This is a genomic window from Mesorhizobium sp. M0808 (assembly GCF_040320025.1).
Lineage (GTDB): Bacteria > Pseudomonadota > Alphaproteobacteria > Rhizobiales > Rhizobiaceae > Mesorhizobium.
On record NZ_JAMYOX010000007.1, the window covers coordinates 43269 to 61956 of the forward strand.

Below are 18688 nucleotides of genomic sequence, written 5' to 3' on the forward strand. Positions count from 1 at the left end.
CAGCAACAGACATTCTTAGAAAGTAACTGCCATGAAGGCATTCGTTGTCGATAAGTATAATAAAAAGGGCACCCTGCGGCTGGCCGAAATGCCGGAGCCGGAGCTCCACGACAGCGATGTCTTGGTCGAGGTCCATGCCGCAGGGGTGAACCTGCTCGATTCCAAGGTCAGAACCGGGGAATTCAAGCTCATCCTGCCCTACCGCCGGCCCTTCATCCTGGGCCACGACGTGGCTGGGAAGGTTATCCGCGTGGGATCGAAAGTCAGCAAGTTCAAGGCAGGCGACGAGGTCTATGCGCGGCCGCGCGATGGCCGGATTGGGACATTCGCCGAATTCATTGCCGTGAATGAGGCCGACGTAGCCTTGAAGCCCGAGAATCTCAGTATGGAAGAGGCGGCGTCGATTCCCCTGGTCGGTCTCACCGCCTGGCAGACGCTCATCGAACGGGCAAACCTGAAGAAGGGACAGAAGGTCTTCATTCAGGCTGGTTCCGGCGGCGTCGGGACATTTGCTATTCAGTTAGCCAAGCACCTCGGCGCGACCGTTGCGACAACCGCGAGCGCGGCGAGTGCCGATCTGGTCAAAAGTCTCGGCGCCGATGTCGTCGTCGATTACAGGAAAGACGACTTCGAGAAAGTTCTGTCGGGCTACGATGTCGTCTTGAACAGCCAGGACGCCAAGACACTGGAAGAATCCCTGAGCGTGCTGAAACCGGGTGGCAAGCTCATCTCCATCTCCGGTCCACCGGATCCCGAATTTGCCAGGGAAAAGGGACTGAACTTGATGCTGAGGCTGGTGCTGCGCTTCCTGAGTCGCGGAATTCGGGCCAAAGCCAAGCGCCGTGGCGTGCAGTTTTCGTTCCTTTTCATGTGGGCGCAGGGCGATCAGCTGAGCAAAATCACCGCTCTCATCGAAGCCGGCGCGATCCGCCCGGTTGTGGATCGGGTCTTTCCATTCGAAGCGACCAATGACGCTCTGGCCTATGTCGAAACAGGACGCGCCAAGGGCAAGGTCGTCATCAAGGTCAGATAGCAGTTGCCTCGAACGCAGCCTTGAGCGTCTCGAACGGCGCCAGGGCGCCGCGCACCTGCACGACGGCGGCGGCGACGCGATGGGCGCGCAGCACCGCCTCTGCCGGGGCATGGCTGGCAAGGCGAGCGGCGAGATAGGCGCCGTTGAAGGAGTCGCCGGCCCCGGTGGTGTCGACCGGGGTGGCGACGTGTACCGCCGGCACCGATTGCAAGGTTCCGTTTTGCGCGATCAGCGCCGGTTCCTCGCCGTTCTTGACGACGACTTCGCCGACCAGCTTTCGCAGCCGTTCAGCTGTTTTCTGCGGTGTCGTATCACCAAACAGCATCTGCTCGTCGGGAAAGGTCGGGAGCGCGATGTCGGCGACGGCGAGCGCCTCGAGGATCGCGGCCTGCGCTTCCTCGCTTTGGCGCCATAGCCGCGGCCGGTAATTGGGGTCGAAGGCAATCAGCGAGCCGGCCGCGCGCGCCTTGGCCACGGCCGTCAGCAGCACCTCGCGGGCGTCGTCGTCGAGGATTGCCAAAGTGATTCCGGAAAAATAGACAAGCGCCTGGTTTTCAAGGCTTTTCTGCAAAGCGGCTGGGTCCGAAGCCAACTGCCTTGCGGCCGCATCGGCCCGCCAATAGGTGAAAGAACGTTCGGCGCCGGTCAGCGTGATCGCATAGAGGCCGGGGCGGGCGCCCGCTATCACCGGGCTGGCGCCGATGCCGATGCCGCTCTCGGCCAGGAACTTGATCTGGTCGCGTGAGAACGGGTCGTCGCCGAAGGCCGACACATAGGTCGCCGGCCGCTCGCCGCTCAAGGCATGCAGAGCCCACAAAGTGTTGAACGTGTCGCCGGCAAAGCCCATGCGCCAGTTCGGCCCGGCCTGGTCTGAAAGCTCTAGCATGCACTCGCCGATCGAGGCGATGCCGTTTCCTGCCATGAAGTACTCCTCCATCCTGCAATTGCGGTGCTGTAGCTTTTTGCAGCCGGCAGCGCCATGCTTGGCGACGGCGGATTCTTGCACTGGGCGCGATTTCCCACAGGGGCGTGGGACGCGATCTGCCCAGCGAAACGTTATCCGCAGAACAGGAATGGGTTTGGCATCGTTATGGCGTTATCTTCTTGGAGGCCTCGGCCTGGCTGCCTTGCTCGCCGGCGTGCTGGCAATCGTCTATCTGACGGCGCCGCGTGCGCCGCAACCAAGCTCGGATGTAGGCCGTTCCAAGACGACGGCGAACAAGCTGTTCGCGGCGACTTTCGAGCCCGAGAAGGGCGTCATTCGGCAGGGCGAAATGGAATCCTGGCTGCTGACGCTGAAAACCGTCGAGGGTGCGCCGGTGGAAGGTGCTGCGATAACGATTTCCGGCGGCATGCCGCAGCACAAGCACGGTCTGCCGACCAGCCCGCAGGCGACCGATTACCTCGGCGAGGGACGCTATCGCATCGACGGCGTGAAATTCACGATGAGCGGGTGGTGGCAATTGCATTTTGCCATTTCCGCTGCGGCCGGTTCGGACACTGTCGTCTTCAATGTGGTGCTGTGAGCCACTGATGAGCCGGTTTCCCAGTCTTCTCGCGTTGGTGGTGGTGGCCGTGCTTGCCGGCTGCGGCAGACCGGAGTTTTCCGATGCCGAAAAGCAGACCATCGCCTCACTGGCCCTGTCCAAGCTGCCGCCGCTGAAGCCCGATACCACCAATCGCTTCGCCGATGTGCCGGCCGCCGCGGCACTCGGCTCGACGCTGTTTTTCGACACCGGGATGAGCGGCGACGGCACGGTATCGTGCTCGACCTGCCACAAGATCGACCGGCAGTTCCAGGACGACCTGCCGCAAGCGGTCGGCGTCGGCCGCACCAACCGTCGTACCATGCCGTTGGCCGGCGTCGCGCATGATCCCTGGTTCTTCTGGGACGGGCGGCGCGACAGCCTGTGGGCGCAAGCGCTGACACCGCTCGAAAATCCGCTGGAGCAGGCCGGCAACCGCGCCGCCTTCGTGCATTACATCAAGGCCCGCTTCGGCGAGCGCTACGAGCGCATCTTCGGGCCGCTGCCTGACCTTTCCGGCGTGCCGGCCAATGCCGGCCCGTTCGGCACCGATGCCGAGAAGGCGGCCTGGAATGCCATGCCCGCCAGCCAAGCCGAGGAGGTCAACCGCGTCTTTGCCAATATCGGCAAGGCGATCGCCGCCTTCGAGCGCTCGATCGCGCCGCCGCAGACACGCTTCGACCGCTTTGCCCTCGACCTGGCTGCGGGCGCCGAGCCGAAAGGCGACGCCGCCTTTTCGTCGGAGGAAATCCTCGGCCTGAAATTGTTCATCGGCAAGGCCAATTGCGTGACCTGCCACAACGGCCCGCGTTTTACCGACGGCAGCTTCCACAACACCGGCGTGCCGCCGGTCGCGGGCCTGCCGCCGGATCGCGGCCGCGTCGAGGCGGTGGCGCAGGTCGAGGCCGATCCGTTCAACTGTTTCGGCGCCTTTCGCGACGGCGATGCCAGCGCCTGCCGCGAGTTGCGCTTCATGGTCAAGACCGGGCCGGAACTCGTCCGCGCCTACAAGACGCCGTCGCTGCGCGGTGGCGCCACCCGTCCGCCCTACATGCATGCCGGGCAGTTTTCCTCGCTGGACGAGGTGGTGGCGCATTATTCGAAGGCGCCGGCAAGTGTCGAGGGTGTGTCAGAGGTCCACCCGCTGCAGCTTTCGGATCGCGAACGCGCGGCGCTGGTGGCGTTCCTGAAGACGCTGGCGGAGTGAGGGTGGCGGGGTAGCGATCCTTCGCGCCCCCCTCTGTCCTGCCGGACATCTCCCCCTCTAGTGGGGAGATTGGCAGCTTCGGTGCGCCGTTCACTCCTGCGACGTTTAGAGATTGGCGAAAGCGGCAGTGACAACCGATCTCCCCCCTGGAGGGGGAGATGTCCGGCAGGACAGAGGGGGGGCGCTGTCCCGCCGGCGTTTCCTACCGATCCTTCACCGTCTCCATCGCGACAAACGTCGAGGTCTGGGCGACGTGCGGCAGGGCGGAGATGCGCTCGCCAAGCACGCGGCGGTAGGCGGCGATGTCGGTGGTGCGGACCTTCAGCAGATAGTCGAAGCTCGATGCCATCATGTGGCACTGCTCGATCTCCGGCACCGCCTGCACGGCGCGGTTGAAGGCGTCGAGCGCGGCCGAGCGGGTGTCGGACAGTTTCACCTGGACGAAGGCGACATGGCCTTCGCCCATGCGCTCGCGGTCGATGATCGCCTGGTAGCCCCTGATGAAGCCGTCCTTCTCCAGCCGTTTGACTCGCGCCTGCACCGGCGTCTTCGAAAGGCCGACTTTCGCCGCCAGTTCCGACATGGAAAGCCGGCCATTGCTGCCCAGAGCCGACAGGATGTTCCTGTCGATCCGGTCCAATTGGTCTTCTGTCATCAGATTTCCAGGCAAATCGGAGATGAACTGGCCAAACAGTAGATCAATTGACCTGTCCTGTCGATTTCTTTGGACCGACCGAAATCCCTACTTATGTTAGTTTGCGCCATTCGGTCCGGTGACCGCCGGCCTGCTCCCTTATGCTCGCTCTACAGGACCGCCATGCCAGCGCTCGACACCATCCGCCAGCAGATCCGTGCCAATTATTTGCCCGACGAAGACCAGGCGGTGAAGCGGCTGGCCGAGGCGGCCGGGCTGTCCGTGCAAGACCGCAAGGCGATTTCGGCCCGTGCCGCCGATCTGGTGCGGGCGGTGCGCGGCTCGTCCGATCCGCGGCTGATGGAGGTCTTCCTGTCCGCCTATGGCCTCTCGACCAAGGAGGGCGTGGCGCTGATGTGCCTGGCCGAGGCGCTGCTGCGGGTGCCCGACACCGAGACGATGGACGACCTCATCGCCGACAAGATCGCGCCGCACGACTGGTCGGCGCATTCGGGCGGCTCGAGCTCGATCTTCATCAATGCATCGACCTGGGCGCTGATGCTGACCGGCCGCGTGCTCGATGAAGGCGAGGGCGGCATCGAAGGCACGCTGCGCGCCATGGTGCGCCGGCTCGGCGAGCCGGTCATCCGCAAGGCGGTTGCGGCGGCCATGCGCGAGATGGGCGAGCAGTTCGTCCTCGGCCGCACCATTGCCGAGGCGGTCAGGCGCGGCCGGCTGATGACGCAGAAGGGCTATCTCTATTCTTTCGACATGCTGGGCGAGGCGGCCCGCACCGAGGCCGACGCGCTGCGCTACCTCAAGGCCTATGCCGATGCCATCTCTTCGCTCGACGCCGGCGCCAACGGCCCCGACATCCGCCAGAACCACGGCATTTCGGTAAAACTGTCGGCGCTGCATCCGCGCTATGAAGCGACGCAGAAGGAAAAGATGCTGCCCGTCATGGCCGAGCGGCTGCTGTCGCTGGCGTTGGCGGCGCGCCATTCGCGCATGGGCCTCAACATCGACGCCGAGGAGGCCGACCGGCTCGACCTGTCGCTCGACGTCATCGAACGGGTACTGGCCGAGCCGGAGCTTGCCGGCTGGAACGGCTTTGGCGTCGTCGTCCAGGCCTATGGCCCGCGCGCCGCCTTCGTCATCGACTGGCTCTACGAGCTGGCGAGGAAATACGACCGCAGCATCATGGTGCGGCTGGTCAAGGGCGCTTATTGGGATACCGAGATCAAGCGGGCGCAGACGCTCGGGCTCGACGGCTATCCGGTTTTTACCCGCAAGGCCAATACCGACGTCTCCTACCTGGCCTGCGCGAAGAAGCTTTTGTCGATGACCGACCGCATCTACCCGCAATTCGCCACCCACAACGCCCACACCGTCGCCGCGATTCTGTCGATGACGACGGAGCGCGATACATTCGAGTTCCAGCGGCTGCATGGCATGGGCGAGGCGCTGCATGAGACGGTGCGGCGGGCCGAAGGCACGCGCTGCCGCATCTATGCGCCGGTCGGCGCGCATTCCGACCTGCTCGCCTATCTGGTCCGCCGGCTGCTCGAAAACGGCGCCAATTCCTCTTTCGTCCACCAGCTCACCGACGAGGAAGTCGAGCCCGAGGACATTGCCCGCGACCCGCTCGAAACGGTGGAGAAACAAGGCCCCGCCGCCAATCCGGCGATCGTGCCGCCGTCGGCGATCTTTGGCCCCGGCCGGCGCAATTCCAAGGGCTTCGATATCACCGACACGCCGACGATGGCGGCGATCGACAAGGCCAGGGCCGAGTTCGCCGGGCCGGAGCGCTGGCACGCCAAGCCGGTCAGCCGCGCTGCCGGCTATGGCAAGCAGCGTCCGGTGGTCAATCCGGCAAAACCTTCCGAAGTGGTCGGCACGGTGAGCGAGGCCGGCGCCAAGCAGGTCGAGACCGCGGTACGCATAGCGGTGGAGGCACAACCGGCATGGGCAAGACGCCCGGTCGCCGTGCGCGCTGCCATCCTCAACCGGGCGGCCGATCTCTACGAGGCGAACGCCGTCGAGTTCTTTGCGCTCGCCGCCCGCGAAGCCGGCAAGTCGCTCGCCGACGGCGTTGCCGAGGTGCGCGAGGCGGTCGATTTCCTGCGCTACTATGCGGCCGAGGCCGCCAATGCCGAGGCGGGCACCGAGGCGCGCGGCGCCATCGCCTGCATCTCGCCGTGGAACTTTCCGCTGGCCATCTTCACCGGCCAGATTGCGGCGGCGCTCGTCACCGGCAATTCGGTGATTGCCAAGCCGGCCGAACAGACGCCGCTGATCGCCTTCCGCGCCGTCCAGCTGCTGCGCGAGGCCGGCGTGCCGGAAGACGTCATCCAGCTTCTGCCCGGCGACGGCCCCTCGGTCGGCGGCCCGCTGACCGCCGATCCGCGCATTGCCGGCGTCTGCTTCACCGGCTCGACCGAGGTCGCCAAGCTGATCGAAAAGCAGCTCGCCGAGACCGCCGTGCCCGACGCCATGCTGATTGCCGAGACCGGCGGCCTGAACGCCATGATCGTCGATTCCACAGCACTTCCCGAACAGGCGGTGCGCGACATCCTCGCCTCCGCCTTCCAGAGCGCCGGCCAGCGCTGCTCGGCATTGCGCATTCTCTACGTGCAGAAGGACGTCGAGAAGAAGATGCTTGAGATGCTGAAAGGCGCGATGGAAGCGCTCAGCCTCGGCGACCCGTGGCGGATATCGACCGATGTCGGCCCGGTCATCGATGACGAGGCGCAAGCGTCGATCCGTGACTATTGCACCAAAATGGGCCTGCAGGGCCGGCTGATCGCCAAGCTCGAAGCGCCGAAGGACGGCCGCTTCGTTGCGCCGCACGTCTTTCGGGTCAAGGGCATCGAGGAGTTGGAGCGCGAGGTGTTCGGGCCGGTGCTGCATGTCGCCACCTTCGATGCCGACGAGATCGATGCGGTGATCGCTGCGATCAACCGCAAAGGCTATGGCCTGACCTTTGGCCTGCACACCCGCATCGAAGGCCGCGCCCAGCATTTCGTCGATGGCATCCATGCCGGCAACATCTACGTCAACCGCAACCAGATCGGCGCCGTCGTCGGCGCGCAGCCGTTCGGCGGCGAGGGCCTTTCCGGCACCGGGCCGAAGGCCGGCGGGCCACATTATCTCCGGCGCTTCCGCAAGGGGCCGGAAGCCGGCACCCATCTTGCCGAAGGCCGCAAGGTGACGGCGACCGAGCTCGCCGACAATCTGCCGGACCCGGCCTTTGGCGGCTGGTCGACGCGGCCGGATCGCGTCGCCATCCTGAGGAAACATCTGCGCGGCAAGGGTGCCGCGGCTATCGGCACTGCCGCCGGCATCGATTTCGGCCAGGTCGACCTGCCCGGGCCGACCGGCGAGGCCAACACGCTGTCGCTGTCGCCGCGCGGGCGCGTGCTGTGTCTGGGTCCCGACGCGGATACGCTGCTTGCGCAGACGATCCAGGCGCTGGCCGCCGGCAATGCCGTGCTCGCCGTCGCACCCGGCGCGCCGGCGGCACTTTCATCATTGACCGGCAAGGGCCTGCCGCTGGCGGCGATCGACGGCCGGCCGGACCCGGTCGAAGCGCGCTCGCTGCGGGTCGATGTCGTGGCCTTTTCCGGCACGCCCGAGGCCGCGCGCATCGTGCGCAAGGTCATCGCCGAGCGCGCCGGCCCGATCGTGCCGCTGATCAGCGAAGTCTATTATCCGGCCGCCTACGCCCACGAGCGCGCCGTCTGCGTCGACACCACGGCGGCGGGCGGCAATGCCAGCCTGCTGGCCGCTGCGTAGGTTCGCCAGGGCTCGCGTATCGCGGGCAGGGCGGCGCCAACTTTGGTGCCGGCATGGGGACGGTCGCTATCTGATACCGAGCGGCACTTCGAACTGCCAGGCCGAGCGACCGGCTCCGTCTGGAATAGGGGGAAAGGGAGAAGCCCGGCGGACTGCGTCGAGTGCGGCCTTGTCCAGCGCGGCAACACCCGAACTGCCCGTCAGCCTGGCCGACCGGACGCTGCCGTTCGAGCCGACGGTAAAGGCAACCGTAGCTGTGCCGGTGGCGCGCGTGCGTGTCGAATTGAAGGCCCGCACCAGTTTTGACCTGATCTTGCCGGGATAGTTCGTGACGGCTGCATTGCCGATGCCTGATTTGCCGCCCCTGCTGGCGGTCAGGATCTTGCCGTCCTTCTTGCCGTCGGCCATGCCGCGCGCGACATCCGTTTCGTCACGGCCGCCGGAGCCGGTCTTTTTCTTCTTGGAATCGGCTTTCGCAAGTGCCTTGCTCGCCTTCCTGCGCAGGGCCGGCTTTTCAGGCTCGTTTGGTTCGGCCTTCCTGGCCGGCTTGTTCTTTGCGGTTGCCTTCTTCGGCTGCCTGGGCTCCGGCCTGTCCGGCTTCGGTTCTTCCGCCGCGCCGACTGTCTCGGCTGTCTGAACCGTTTCGGCCGGCGCCGGGTCGGTTGGTGCCGGCGAACTCGTCTCGGCAGGCTCGGCCGTTTCGACCGCACTGACTGGCGGCGGCACCGCATTGTCGTCGGCGGGCACCAGCCTGTCTGTCGCAAGAATGTCGGGCGACGGGGCCTGGCGCGCCGGCTGGACAGGTTGAACAGGCGCAGGCGCGGTCCGGTCGGCAACGGCAGCGGTTTCCGTGGCCGCCTCGCTGACCGGCTCGACCACTTCTTTGTCCGATGCTTCCACCGCATCGGTGACCGGCTGGAGCGTCTCCTCTGCCGCGGTCGCCTGCGCCTCGACCGTTTCGACGGGCTTGGAGTCGAGCATGGTCACCATCGTTACGTTGGCCACGTCCGGGTCGTCTGCGACATCGCCGGCCGCCTGCTGCGGGTCGGCGCCGAGCAGCATGTCGCCCTGCTGGTCGGCACCTTCGATCCTTGGCCGGTCGTCCGGCAGCGTGAGAAAGGCCAGCGCCACGGCTACGTGGAATGCGCAAGAGCAGGCGATCGCCACCGTCCAGTTGCGGCGCCGCTGCATCTGTCGCGTCTGCCGCAATGGCTCCGCAGGCACCGTCGGCAATTCGCCGTCGGCATCGGCGATGTAAGTGTCTTCCGGCCTGTCGCGCGGCGAAACAAGCAGCGCCCCGCGCGGGATGGCGAAATCCGGATCGTCCGGCTCCGGCGGCAGGAAACCGGCTAGTGGCCACGCCACGGTGTTTCGCGCGAATGCGGGTTCCAGTCCCAAATTCAGACCCCGAAGGCGATGCCGGTCCTGGTCTGCGTCTTCAGCCCGCGCATGCAGGCATTCGGCTCGGCGCCGGCGCATTCCGTGGCGCTGTTGATCAACACGCGGCTGACCTTGCCGCAATCCGTGCCGGCAAGATCGAAACGCGTCACCTTGGTCTTGCCTGCCGGCAGCTCCTTGAAATCGAGTACCGTCAGCCGGTCGACAACGCCGGCCCCGTTGAACAGCGCGATCTCGAACGCCGCCTTGGAAAGACCGGCGCCGAGATTGTTGGTGACCACGAAGGTAAGGCGGCAGCCCTTGTCGGAAGGCTGCGCGCCATTGAGCTCGAGGATCAGCGCCGGTGCTTGCTGCTGTGTCCATGCCGGAGCCGCCGCAAGCAATATTGCCAGCACCGCGGCGAACAGACGAAGGGATGCCGTCATGCCTGTCATTGTCGTCAGCCTCCAAACCTCATCGTCGCCGCCAGCTTCAGGGTGACGCCGGGCTCGTAGACGACGCTCGTCGTCGATGCGTTCAGCGGGTTGGCGTATTTGACGTCGAACAGATTGTCGGCGCGGAAATCGACCTTGAAATTGTCGGTCGCCTGGTAGCTGGCGAAGGCATTGACCAGTGTATAGTCCTTGGCCACCGGGTTGCCCTGCGGCTTGCCGTTGTACTGCACCTCGCCGCCGATGGTCAGCCTGTCCTCGAGGAAGCGAAAGCCGAGTTGCCCGGTGATCTGGGAGGAGGGGACGGTGACAAGGTCTGCCCGTTCGCCTTCATAGGAAATCGTGTGGCCATCGGTGAACGACGCCGAAAGCCCGGCAAAGCCCCAGGCGGCATCATAGACGCCCTCCATCTCGAAGCCGTGGATCCTGGCCTTGGCGAAATTCTGATACTGGAAGCAGATCGGTATGCCCGGACCGAACGGGCAGCCGCTGGTCGGGTCGAACGGCGAGAGCGTCACGCCGTCGATGTAATCGTCGACATTGTTGTTGAAATAGGCCGCCTTCAGCCGCAGCGCGTCGTCGGCCTCAATGACGCCGTTGGTACTGTAATTGACGCCGAATTCCACGGTCTTGCCGGTTTCAGGCTTGAGATCGGGATTGGGGAGGAACGGGAAGCTGACGCCGGCCGGATGATTGCCGCTGATCAGGGTCTCCGACAGCGACGGAGAACGGTAGCCTTCCGCATAGGTGCCGTAGAATTGCAGGCCGGAAAGGCTGGCGGTTTCGAAGGGCGAAATGCCCACTGTGATGCGTGGCGACAGCCGGTCGCCAGAGGTTTCGCCGACATCACTGTCGAGCTTATAGCTGTCGTAACGCAGCCCGGCGATGACCTCGAGCCAGTCCCAGGTGAGCTTGTCCTGAACGTAAGCGCCGGAGACGTTCCTGTTGCCCGAGGGCGTATAGAAGCTGTCGCCGCCCGCCGTGCCGCCTGTCTCGACATCGTCGCCAACCCAGTCGCCGCCATAGGTCAGCTCATGCGCGATTCCAACGGTCTCGAATCTCGACGTGTTCCAAATGTCGATGCCGGAGGTGCCGATGTCGAACGTCGATTTCGAACCCGCCGGCAAAACCACGGGCAGACCGGTGACCGGATCAAACCGGTTTTGCGCCACAAGGGTCGTCAGATCGAGCTTGGTCTTGTTGTAGGACGCGTTGATGTGGAGGTCGAGCCAGCTCTTGTCTTCGTCGGTGATGTTGTAGCGGGCCGTGAAGGTATTCGCCTTCAGGTCGGCGTCGTTCACCGGCGCGCTGCCGCTGGTCTCGGTCCATCCGTCGTTCGAGCCGATCCAGCCCAGCTTCAGCTCGCTGTTTTCGCTGGGGCGGATGGTCGTCTTGAGGAGGCCGCTCAAGACGTCGAAGCCGGTGCCCGCTACAGTGTCGCCGCCGCCATGCTTGTAGTCGTCATAGTCGCGGTAGACGATATTGCCGAGCACGTCCCAGTTCTCGTTGATCCGATAGGCGCCGGTGGCGCTGGTGGTCCAGCCTTTGCCGTTGGTTTCGTAGCGCCCAGTTGCGGATACCGCCCAGGTCTCGTCCGGCTTGAGGAAATCCTGCGCATCCTTGGTGTCGAAAAATACGACGCCGCCGATCGCCCCGGAGCCATAGGTGTTGGCGACCGGGCCGCGGATCACATCGACGGATTTGATCAATTCGGGATCGATGTAGAAGGTCGATTGCGTACCGTGATCCGAGCGCTGGAAATTCTGGCGGGCACCGTCGACGATGACGGAGACGCGGCCGAAATCCTGCAGGCCGCGGATGTTGATGCTGGAACTGACACGCCTTGCGTCGGCCTGGACGGCGACACCCGGCACACCGAACAGCATTTCGTTGGGCGTCGTCGCCATGCGGCGCTCGAGCTGTTCCTCGTCGACATGGCTGGCTGAAGCAAGCGACTCGATCGCCGTCTCGCCGGTACGGCTGAGGATCAGGATCTTGTCGAGCAGTGTGGTACCCGCCGGGGCCGGCTTTACCTTTTCGGGCTGTTGAGACGGGTCAGTCTGCTGCTGGTCGGCTGCCGGTTGGGCGGCCTGCTGGGCGCCGGCCGGTGTTGCGAGCAGCGGGATCGCCGCCGCGCCGGCCAGCAACGCGGCCATTTTGCTTGTCATAGAACAATGTGTCAGGCCGCTGCCCGCCAGCCGTCCCCAATTCGCCAACCCCATGCTGCAACTCCAAGAATCCATGTTCGATGCTGGCTGGCTTGGGGCTCGCTGGCATTTTTCATCGCGTCCGGCGTCTTAAATGTTGACTCATTTACTCCGGTATTGCACTGCTAGATAACATGATTATTCGAGTCAAGAATGGAATCGGCATTTCACGCAGGCGCCGAGCCAGATGCCCGGCACAGGAAAAGGGATCGAACCAATGAACACGCACAATCCCAGCGACTTTCGCTATCGCGTCCGCCGTTCCGACGAAAATTCCGTCCGTTTCGACCGGATCCAATCGGCCGTGAGAACGCTGTCCAGCAACACGCTGTTCCAGGGCGAGCACGAGATCGGCATCGAGCATCATGGTGCGCTGTACCGGCTGAAGATCACCCGGCAGGGCAAGCTCATCCTCAACAAGTAGGTGGTAGAAATGGACCAGCGCGTAAAACCCGCCCCACACGAGATCCGGCGGGCACGGGCAGACAATCCGAAAATGCGCGAGCGCGACCTCGCCGCCCAGCTCGGTATTTCGGAGGCCGAACTGGTCGCCGCGCATTGCGGCGACGGCGTCGTGCGCGTCGAGCCGCGTGTCAACGACCTTTTGACTGGCCTCGAAGCTGTCGGTGAGGTGATGGCGCTGACCCGCAACGAAAGCGCGGTGCACGAGAAGATCGGCGTCTACGACAAGGTCGTCACCGGCAATCACAATGCCATGGTGCTCGGTGAGAATATCGACCTGCGCATTTTCCCAAAAGTCTGGGCGCACGGCTTTGCCGTGGAAAAGCGCGATGGCGCCGACATCCGCCGCAGCCTGCAGTTCTTCGATACCGCAGGCGAGGCGGTACACAAGGTGCATCTCAGGCCAGCCTCCAACCTTTACGCCTATCAGAAACTGGTGGCCGGGCTGGAATCGCCGAACCAGGAGCCGACGGTGGCGATTTCAGCGGGCACGGCCGACGAGACCGAGACTGCGGACAACCCGGCGAGCATCGACGCTCTGCGCGACCGCTGGAGCCAGCTGACCGACGTGCATCAGTTCTTCGGCATGCTGAAGACACTGAAGATCAGCCGCCGACAGGCGGTGCGCATGGTCGGCCAGGACTACGCCTGGCTGGTCGACAAGGATGCGGTGAACGCCATGCTCAACCACGCCGCTGCTGGCGCCATGCCGATCATGTGCTTTGTCGGCAATCGCGGCTGCATCCAGATCCATTCCGGCCCCGTCGCCTCGATCAAGCCGATGGGACCATGGCTCAACGTGCTCGACGAGACCTTCCATCTGCACCTGCGGACCGACCACATCGATGAGGTCTGGGCCGTGCGCAAGCCGACCAAGGACGGCTATGTCACGTCGCTCGAAGTCTATGGCGCCGACGGCAAGATGATCATCCAGTTCTTCGGTAAGCGGCATGAAGGCGAAAGCGAGCGCGAAGACTGGCGCTTTCTGGCCGAAAACCTGCCGCGTATCCCAAGCCCGACCGCAGCTTGAGGAAAACGACGATGGTTCTTTTCTCCAGGCTGGCATCGGTCTCCAGGTCGGCGCTTGGTCCTGTGGCCGCTGTTTTCCTGGCCTTCGCCGCGCTGATGACGGCTCAAGCCGCCGAGGGCATCGCGACTTTCGCCGATCGCTCGAGGATCGTGGCTATTGGCGGCTCGATCACCGAGATCGTCTACGCGCTCGGTGAACAGGATCGTCTTGTCGCGCGCGATTCGACCAGCCGCTATCCGCAAGCGGCGGCGGAACTGCCTGATGTCGGCTACATGCGCCAGCTGTCGCCGGAGGGTGTGCTGTCGGTCAATCCGTCGGGCATATTGGCCCTGCACGGCAGCGGACCGAAGGAAGCCGTCGACGTCTTGAAGAAATCAAGCATCCCGTTCATCGAGGTGACCGAGCGCTATGATAATCAAGGCATTCTCGAAAAGATCCACATCGTCGGCAAGGCGCTCGGCACCGAGGCCAAGGCCGATGCGCTGGCGGTCCAGATCGATGCCAGGCTGAAGGCAGCCGAAAAGCAGACCGCCTCGATCAAGGATCGCAAGCGCATCCTGTTCGTGCTGTCGATGCAGGGCGGCAAGCTGCTTGCCGCCGGCAGCGACACCGCCGCCGACGGCATCATCAAGCTTTCGGGCGGCATCAACGCCGTCGACGGCATTGCCGGCTACAAGCAATTGTCGGACGAGGCAGTCATCACCGCCAGGCCCGACGTGATCCTGATGATGAACAATGCCGGACCGGCCACCGCGGATGACGAATTGTTTTCGAACCCTGCCGTGGCTTCGACGCCGGCGGGTGCCGCCCGCAAGCTGATCCGCATGGACGGCGGCTATCTGCTCGGCTTCGGCCCGCGCACGGCCGACGCCATCCACGACCTCGCCGTCTCGCTCTATGGCGGCCAGGTCACGGATTGAGCGCGATGGCCGATCATTCGATCGCCGGTGCGGCGGGCATCATGGCGACGGCAGCCGAGGGTGACCGTTCGCGGCGCGCCCGCCTCGTCGTCGTGCTGCTCTGCGTCGGGCTGGCTATCGCCGTGCTGTTGTCGCTGACCTCCGGCGCATCCGATGCCTCGGCCATCGGCGTCATGCATGACTGGCTGTTCGGCGCGTTGCCCGGCGACGCGGCGTTGAGCGCCCGCGACCACCTGATCATCCATGACATCCGTCTGCCGCGCATCATTATGGGCGTGCTGATCGGCGCATCGCTTGCCGTCTCCGGTGCCGTCATGCAGGGGCTGTTCCGCAATCCGCTGGCCGACCCCGGCCTGATCGGCGTTTCGGCCGGATCGAGCCTCGGTGCGGTCGCCGTCATCGTGCTTGGCTCGACCATGCTGGCGCCGCTGACTTCGGCGCTCGGCACGATGGCTTTGCCGCTGGCTGCGTTCTGCGGCGGGCTGGCGACGACATTGCTGCTCTATAAGGTCGCGACACGGCAAGGCCGGACCTCGGTCGCCACCATGCTGCTCGCCGGCATCGCGCTGGCGGCGCTTGCCATGGCGCTGACCGGCATCCTGATCTTCATGGCCGACGACCGGCAATTGCGCGACCTGACCTTTTGGCAGCTCGGCTCGCTGGGCGGCGCAACCTGGCAGAAGATCGGCTCGGTCGGGCCGGTCATCGTGCTGGCGCTGGCGGCAATGCCGTTCCTGGCGCGCGGCCTCAACGCGCTGGCGCTCGGCGAGGCCACGGCCGGCCATCTCGGCATTCCGGTGCAGCGGCTGAAATACACCGCGATTGTCGGCGTCTCGGCAGCGGTCGGCGCATCGGTCGCCGTCAGCGGCGGCATCGGTTTCGTCGGCATCGTCGTGCCGCATCTGCTGCGTCTGCTGATCGGCCCCGATAACCGTTATTTGCTGCCGGCATCGGCGCTGCTTGGTGCGGCGCTGCTGCTGTTGGCCGACGCCGTCGCCCGCACCATCGTCGCCCCAGCCGAATTGCCGATCGGCATCGTCACCGCGGTCGCCGGCGCACCGTTCTTCCTGTGGATCCTGCTGCGCAAGCGCGGCGTCATCGACCTGTGAAAGTTTGCCTATGATCGAAGCGCGGGATGTCTCGGTGGCGATCGGCGGCAAGGGCATTGTCGCCAATGTCGATTTCGAGGCGCGGCCCGGCGAAATCGCGGCCATCGTCGGCCCCAACGGTTCGGGCAAGACGACCTTCCTCCGAGCACTGTCCGGCGATCTTGGCTATTCGGGAGAGGTCACCGTCAACGGCCGCAATCTATCGGCGATGAAGCCGGTCGAGGCGGCGACGGTGCGCGCGGTGCTGCCGCAGGCGACGACGCTGTCGTTTCCGTTCACCGTGCGCGAGATCGTCAGGCTGGGCCTGGTCGGCGGGCGCTCCGGCGCGCTGTCCGGCGAGGACCAGCGCCTGCCCGAACTGGCGCTGGCTCGCGTCGACCTCGACGGTTTTGCCGGCCGCTTCTACCAGGAGCTGTCCGGCGGCGAGCAGCAGCGCGTGCAGCTTGCCCGCGTTCTGTGCCAGGTGTGGGAGCCGGTGCTCGACGGCAAGCCGCGCTATTTGTTCCTCGATGAGCCGGTGTCCAGCCTCGACATCAAACACCAGCTGATCATCATGGACATCGCGTGCGATTTCGCCAGACGCGGCGGCGGCGTGGTCGCCATCCTGCACGACCTCAATTTGACGGCGATGTATGCCGACCGGATTTTCGTCATGCATCGCGGCAGGCTCGCCGCTACAGGTTCGCCGCAACAGGTGCTCAGCGACGAGCTGATCGAAAAGGTCTTCGATTGCCGGCTGAAGGTCGGTGTGTTGCCGGCCGCAAACATGCCGTTCGTATTGCCGCAGTCGGTCTGTTGATATCCAGGTGATGCCGGCCCGCAAATGGCGGTTTCCTGCGCTTCCGGTACTCACGTACCCAAACGTACGCTCCGTTCCGGTTCTCGGAACCCACCATTTTCGGCTCGGCCTGACCTGAATCTCAACAGACCTCACCAACTGAGATGCGACCAGAAATCAGGCGGCCGGCGCCCTTTGCACCAGCATGTCGATGCCGAGCAGGTGCCGCACATTCGGGCGCGCCGCCACCAGATCGGCGATCGTGTAGCGCGACAGCACGGCGAAGAAGGCGTTGAGCGCTTCGCGCAATGCCGAATTCAGCGCGCAGCTATCGACCAGCGGACATTCGGCGGCGTCGTTCTCGAAGCACTCGGCCATGGCAAAGCTTTCCTCCGTTACCCGCACGACATCGAACAGGCTGATTGATTCGGCCGCGCGGCCGAGCCTGACGCCGCCATTCCTGCCGCGCACCGTTTCGATCAGGCCGTTTTCGACCAGCGGCTGCAGGATCTTGAACAGGAAAAGTTCCGATACCGAATAGGCGGCGGCGATCTCGGGGATGCGGCTCAACCGCTCGGTGTTGGCGGCGCAATACATCAGAATGCGCATGGCGTAGTTGGTCTGACGGGTAAGCCGCATTGTGTCCTCACATAACAGTGGTTGGCGTCAATATGGCCTATAGTTTGGAACAATTCCAGACTGGCGCTGCATAATAGATGAATTCCGGCGTCAAGTTTGCGTGCACGATTGCGCGCACCGGAACCAGCGGCGCGCTTTCTGGGGCAGGCGACACTAGATAAGTTCGCATACACGATCAGGAGCGGCCCATCATGTCACGACCAGCCCCGGCATTTGCATCCGTCGCGTCCGTCCGGTTCGACGCCGATGCCGACGCCAAGCTTTCGGCGCTCAGGCGCACCAAGTTCGTTGCCGCCGCAGCGCTTGCGTTTTGCGTGCTGGTCTTTGCGGTGGCGAAATCGCTCGAGAGCCGGCATGCGTGGTTGGGCTTCGTCGCCGCTTTCGCCGAGGCGGCGACGATCGGCGGCCTGGCGGACTGGTATGCGGTGGTGGCGCTGTTTCGGCGGCCGCTTGGCCTGCCGATCCCGCATACGGCCATCATCCCGGAAAACCAGAATCGCATCGCCGACAATCTCGGCCGCTTCATCGAGGTGAATTTCCTGGCGCCGGAACCGGTGCGCGAAAAGCTCGCCGAGGTCGACTTTTCCGCGCTGGTCGCGGACTGGCTGGCCGACCCGAACCGCGCCGCCGATTTGTCGCGCTTCGTCGGCCGGCTGGTGCCGCAGACGCTGGCGGCGGTCGAGCAATCCGGACTGCGCGGCTTCGTCACCAGCCGTATGCTGGAGCAGATCGAAAAGGTGCCGCTGGCGCCGCTCGCCGCCGAGCTGCTGTCGGCGCTGACTGACGATCGCCGCCACCAGAAATTATTCGACGAGTTCACCAAGGTGGTCGGCCGCTTCCTGAGCGACGAGCAGGCGCTGGCGACGATGCGCGAGAAGATCCGCGAGGAACTGCCGTCGCTGTTCAACCTGTTTCGCGCCGACGCCTATCTGTTGAAGAAGATCATTGCGTCGGCCGGCTCGCTGCTCGATGAGGTGCGGGCCGATCCGCACCATCCGATGCGAGCCGAATTCGACCTTTTCGTCGAAACCTTCGTCGAGCGGTTGAGGACATCCAAACAATATGCCAGGCGCGCTGAAAAGCTGAAGCGCGATTTCCTTGCCCGGCCAGAGCTCAGCGCGCTGGCCGGCGATATGTGGGACAGCCTGCGGCTGTTCATCGAACAGGACGCCAAGGCGCCGAATTCGATGATCCGCGACCATCTCGCCACCATGTTCGTCGAGGTCGGCCGCCATCTTGCCGACGACGCGCAGATCAGGGCCGACATGAACCAGGGGTTCATCGTGGCGCTGGCGTCCTTCGTCGAAAGCCAGAAGAGCGGCGTGTCGAAGTTCATCGCCGACCAGGTCAAGCGCTGGGACCTCGCGCAACTGACAAGGCTTATCGAAATGAACATCGGCAAGGACCTGCAATATATCCGCTTCAACGGCATGATCATCGGTGGCCTTGCCGGGCTCGTGCTCTACACTGCCGAACGGCTGTTTCTTGTCGGCTGACTCGTCCGAATGGACCGCTGAGC

Annotated in this window: 16 protein-coding genes; 10 read left to right on the forward strand and 6 right to left on the reverse strand. The window is 64.5% G+C overall.

The features are described 5' to 3' along the window. The first annotated feature begins 31 nt into the window (after positions 1 to 31). On the forward strand, positions 32 to 1033 hold the full coding sequence (locus tag NKI25_RS11680) for an NADP-dependent oxidoreductase (RefSeq protein ID WP_352624594.1): 1002 nt from the start codon (positions 32 to 34) through the stop codon (positions 1031 to 1033). Here NKI25_RS11680 and NKI25_RS11685 read toward each other — a convergent pair. Continuing rightward, positions 1026 to 1955, reverse strand: coding sequence for a sugar kinase (locus NKI25_RS11685; protein ID WP_352624592.1), 930 nt, complete (start codon positions 1953 to 1955; stop codon positions 1026 to 1028). The genes NKI25_RS11680 and NKI25_RS11685 overlap by 8 nt on opposite strands. Before the next feature lie 157 nt (positions 1956 to 2112). Here NKI25_RS11685 and NKI25_RS11690 point away from each other — a divergent pair, with 157 nt between their 5' ends. Together NKI25_RS11690 and NKI25_RS11695 are read left to right on the forward strand one after the other, a co-directional pair. Further along, the gene (locus NKI25_RS11690; RefSeq protein ID WP_352624626.1) at positions 2113 to 2559 is read left to right on the forward strand and encodes a FixH family protein; all 447 of its coding nucleotides are present in this window, start codon (positions 2113 to 2115) and stop codon (positions 2557 to 2559) included. A 7-nt stretch (positions 2560 to 2566) separates the two neighbouring features. Then, positions 2567 to 3766: a cytochrome-c peroxidase gene (locus NKI25_RS11695; protein ID WP_352624591.1), complete on the forward strand. Its 1200-nt coding sequence runs from the start codon at positions 2567 to 2569 to the stop codon at positions 3764 to 3766. Positions 3767 to 3968: 202 nt separating this feature from the next. On the opposite strand, the gene NKI25_RS11700 is transcribed toward NKI25_RS11695, so the two are convergent. Further along, positions 3969 to 4421 (reverse strand): Lrp/AsnC family transcriptional regulator, encoded by a 453-nt coding sequence (locus NKI25_RS11700; RefSeq protein ID WP_023676441.1) that lies wholly within the window; start codon positions 4419 to 4421, stop codon positions 3969 to 3971. Between the two features lie 162 nt (positions 4422 to 4583). Here NKI25_RS11700 and putA point away from each other — a divergent pair, with 162 nt between their 5' ends. After that, positions 4584 to 8195, forward strand: a complete 3612-nt coding sequence (gene putA / locus NKI25_RS11705; protein WP_352998497.1) for a bifunctional proline dehydrogenase/L-glutamate gamma-semialdehyde dehydrogenase PutA — start codon at positions 4584 to 4586, stop codon at positions 8193 to 8195. Positions 8196 to 8261: 66 nt separating this feature from the next. On the opposite strand, the gene tolA is transcribed toward putA, so the two are convergent. The 3 genes from tolA to NKI25_RS11720 are packed head-to-tail and all read right to left on the reverse strand — an operon-like array spanning position 8262 to position 12246. Continuing rightward, a complete protein-coding gene (gene tolA / locus NKI25_RS11710) occupies positions 8262 to 9560 on the reverse strand; it encodes a cell envelope integrity protein TolA (RefSeq protein WP_352998498.1) in 1299 nt (432 codons plus the stop codon). Positions 9561 to 9595: 35 nt separating this feature from the next. Beyond that, complete coding sequence (locus NKI25_RS11715) at positions 9596 to 10027, reverse strand: hypothetical protein (protein WP_352568901.1); 432 nt, start codon at positions 10025 to 10027, stop codon at positions 9596 to 9598. 5 nt (positions 10028 to 10032) lie between these two features. Then, positions 10033 to 12246, reverse strand: coding sequence for a TonB-dependent hemoglobin/transferrin/lactoferrin family receptor (locus NKI25_RS11720; protein WP_502894570.1), 2214 nt, complete (start codon positions 12244 to 12246; stop codon positions 10033 to 10035). A 202-nt stretch (positions 12247 to 12448) separates the two neighbouring features. Between NKI25_RS11720 and hemP the strand changes: the two genes are divergently transcribed. From hemP to NKI25_RS11745, 5 genes are read left to right on the forward strand one after another with little or no spacing between them, the layout of a single operon-like run. Further along, the gene (gene hemP / locus NKI25_RS11725) at positions 12449 to 12655 is read left to right on the forward strand and encodes a hemin uptake protein HemP (protein WP_352587787.1); all 207 of its coding nucleotides are present in this window, start codon (positions 12449 to 12451) and stop codon (positions 12653 to 12655) included. 9 nt (positions 12656 to 12664) lie between these two features. Further along, positions 12665 to 13723, forward strand: coding sequence for a hemin-degrading factor (locus NKI25_RS11730; protein WP_352998499.1), 1059 nt, complete (start codon positions 12665 to 12667; stop codon positions 13721 to 13723). Between the two features lie 11 nt (positions 13724 to 13734). Continuing rightward, entirely contained in the window at positions 13735 to 14643 is a 909-nt protein-coding gene (locus tag NKI25_RS11735) for a heme/hemin ABC transporter substrate-binding protein (protein WP_352587793.1), read from the forward strand. Positions 14644 to 14648: 5 nt separating this feature from the next. Then, positions 14649 to 15752, forward strand: a complete 1104-nt coding sequence (locus NKI25_RS11740; protein ID WP_352635557.1) for a FecCD family ABC transporter permease — start codon at positions 14649 to 14651, stop codon at positions 15750 to 15752. 10 nt (positions 15753 to 15762) lie between these two features. Continuing rightward, positions 15763 to 16551, forward strand: a complete 789-nt coding sequence (locus NKI25_RS11745; protein ID WP_352587799.1) for a heme ABC transporter ATP-binding protein — start codon at positions 15763 to 15765, stop codon at positions 16549 to 16551. Between the two features lie 156 nt (positions 16552 to 16707). On the opposite strand, the gene rirA is transcribed toward NKI25_RS11745, so the two are convergent. Beyond that, positions 16708 to 17169 carry an iron-responsive transcriptional regulator RirA gene (gene rirA / locus NKI25_RS11750; protein WP_023676431.1) on the reverse strand — a complete coding sequence of 154 codons (462 nt, stop codon included), beginning with the start codon at positions 17167 to 17169 and terminating at the stop codon, positions 16708 to 16710. Between the two features lie 191 nt (positions 17170 to 17360). Here rirA and NKI25_RS11755 point away from each other — a divergent pair, with 191 nt between their 5' ends. Continuing rightward, complete coding sequence (locus NKI25_RS11755; RefSeq protein ID WP_352454554.1) at positions 17361 to 18665, forward strand: DUF445 domain-containing protein; 1305 nt, start codon at positions 17361 to 17363, stop codon at positions 18663 to 18665. The last annotated feature ends 23 nt before the right edge of the window (positions 18666 to 18688 follow it).

Coding starts and splice junctions, on each gene's coding strand:
- NKI25_RS11730 (WP_352998499.1), top strand. CDS start 12,665: ATGGACCAGCGCGTAAAACCCGCCCCACACGAGATCCGGCGGGCACGG.
- putA (WP_352998497.1), top strand. CDS start 4,584: ATGCCAGCGCTCGACACCATCCGCCAGCAGATCCGTGCCAATTATTTG.
- NKI25_RS11755 (WP_352454554.1), top strand. CDS start 17,361: ATGTCACGACCAGCCCCGGCATTTGCATCCGTCGCGTCCGTCCGGTTC.
- NKI25_RS11695 (WP_352624591.1), top strand. CDS start 2,567: ATGAGCCGGTTTCCCAGTCTTCTCGCGTTGGTGGTGGTGGCCGTGCTT.
- hemP (WP_352587787.1), top strand. CDS start 12,449: ATGAACACGCACAATCCCAGCGACTTTCGCTATCGCGTCCGCCGTTCC.
- NKI25_RS11735 (WP_352587793.1), top strand. CDS start 13,735: ATGGTTCTTTTCTCCAGGCTGGCATCGGTCTCCAGGTCGGCGCTTGGT.
- NKI25_RS11720 (WP_502894570.1), bottom strand. CDS start 12,246: ATGGGGTTGGCGAATTGGGGACGGCTGGCGGGCAGCGGCCTGACACAT.
- NKI25_RS11680 (WP_352624594.1), top strand. CDS start 32: ATGAAGGCATTCGTTGTCGATAAGTATAATAAAAAGGGCACCCTGCGG.
- NKI25_RS11745 (WP_352587799.1), top strand. CDS start 15,763: ATGATCGAAGCGCGGGATGTCTCGGTGGCGATCGGCGGCAAGGGCATT.
- NKI25_RS11715 (WP_352568901.1), bottom strand. CDS start 10,027: ATGACAGGCATGACGGCATCCCTTCGTCTGTTCGCCGCGGTGCTGGCA.
- rirA (WP_023676431.1), bottom strand. CDS start 17,169: ATGCGGCTTACCCGTCAGACCAACTACGCCATGCGCATTCTGATGTAT.
- NKI25_RS11740 (WP_352635557.1), top strand. CDS start 14,649: ATGGCCGATCATTCGATCGCCGGTGCGGCGGGCATCATGGCGACGGCA.
- NKI25_RS11700 (WP_023676441.1), bottom strand. CDS start 4,421: ATGACAGAAGACCAATTGGACCGGATCGACAGGAACATCCTGTCGGCT.
- NKI25_RS11685 (WP_352624592.1), bottom strand. CDS start 1,955: ATGGCAGGAAACGGCATCGCCTCGATCGGCGAGTGCATGCTAGAGCTT.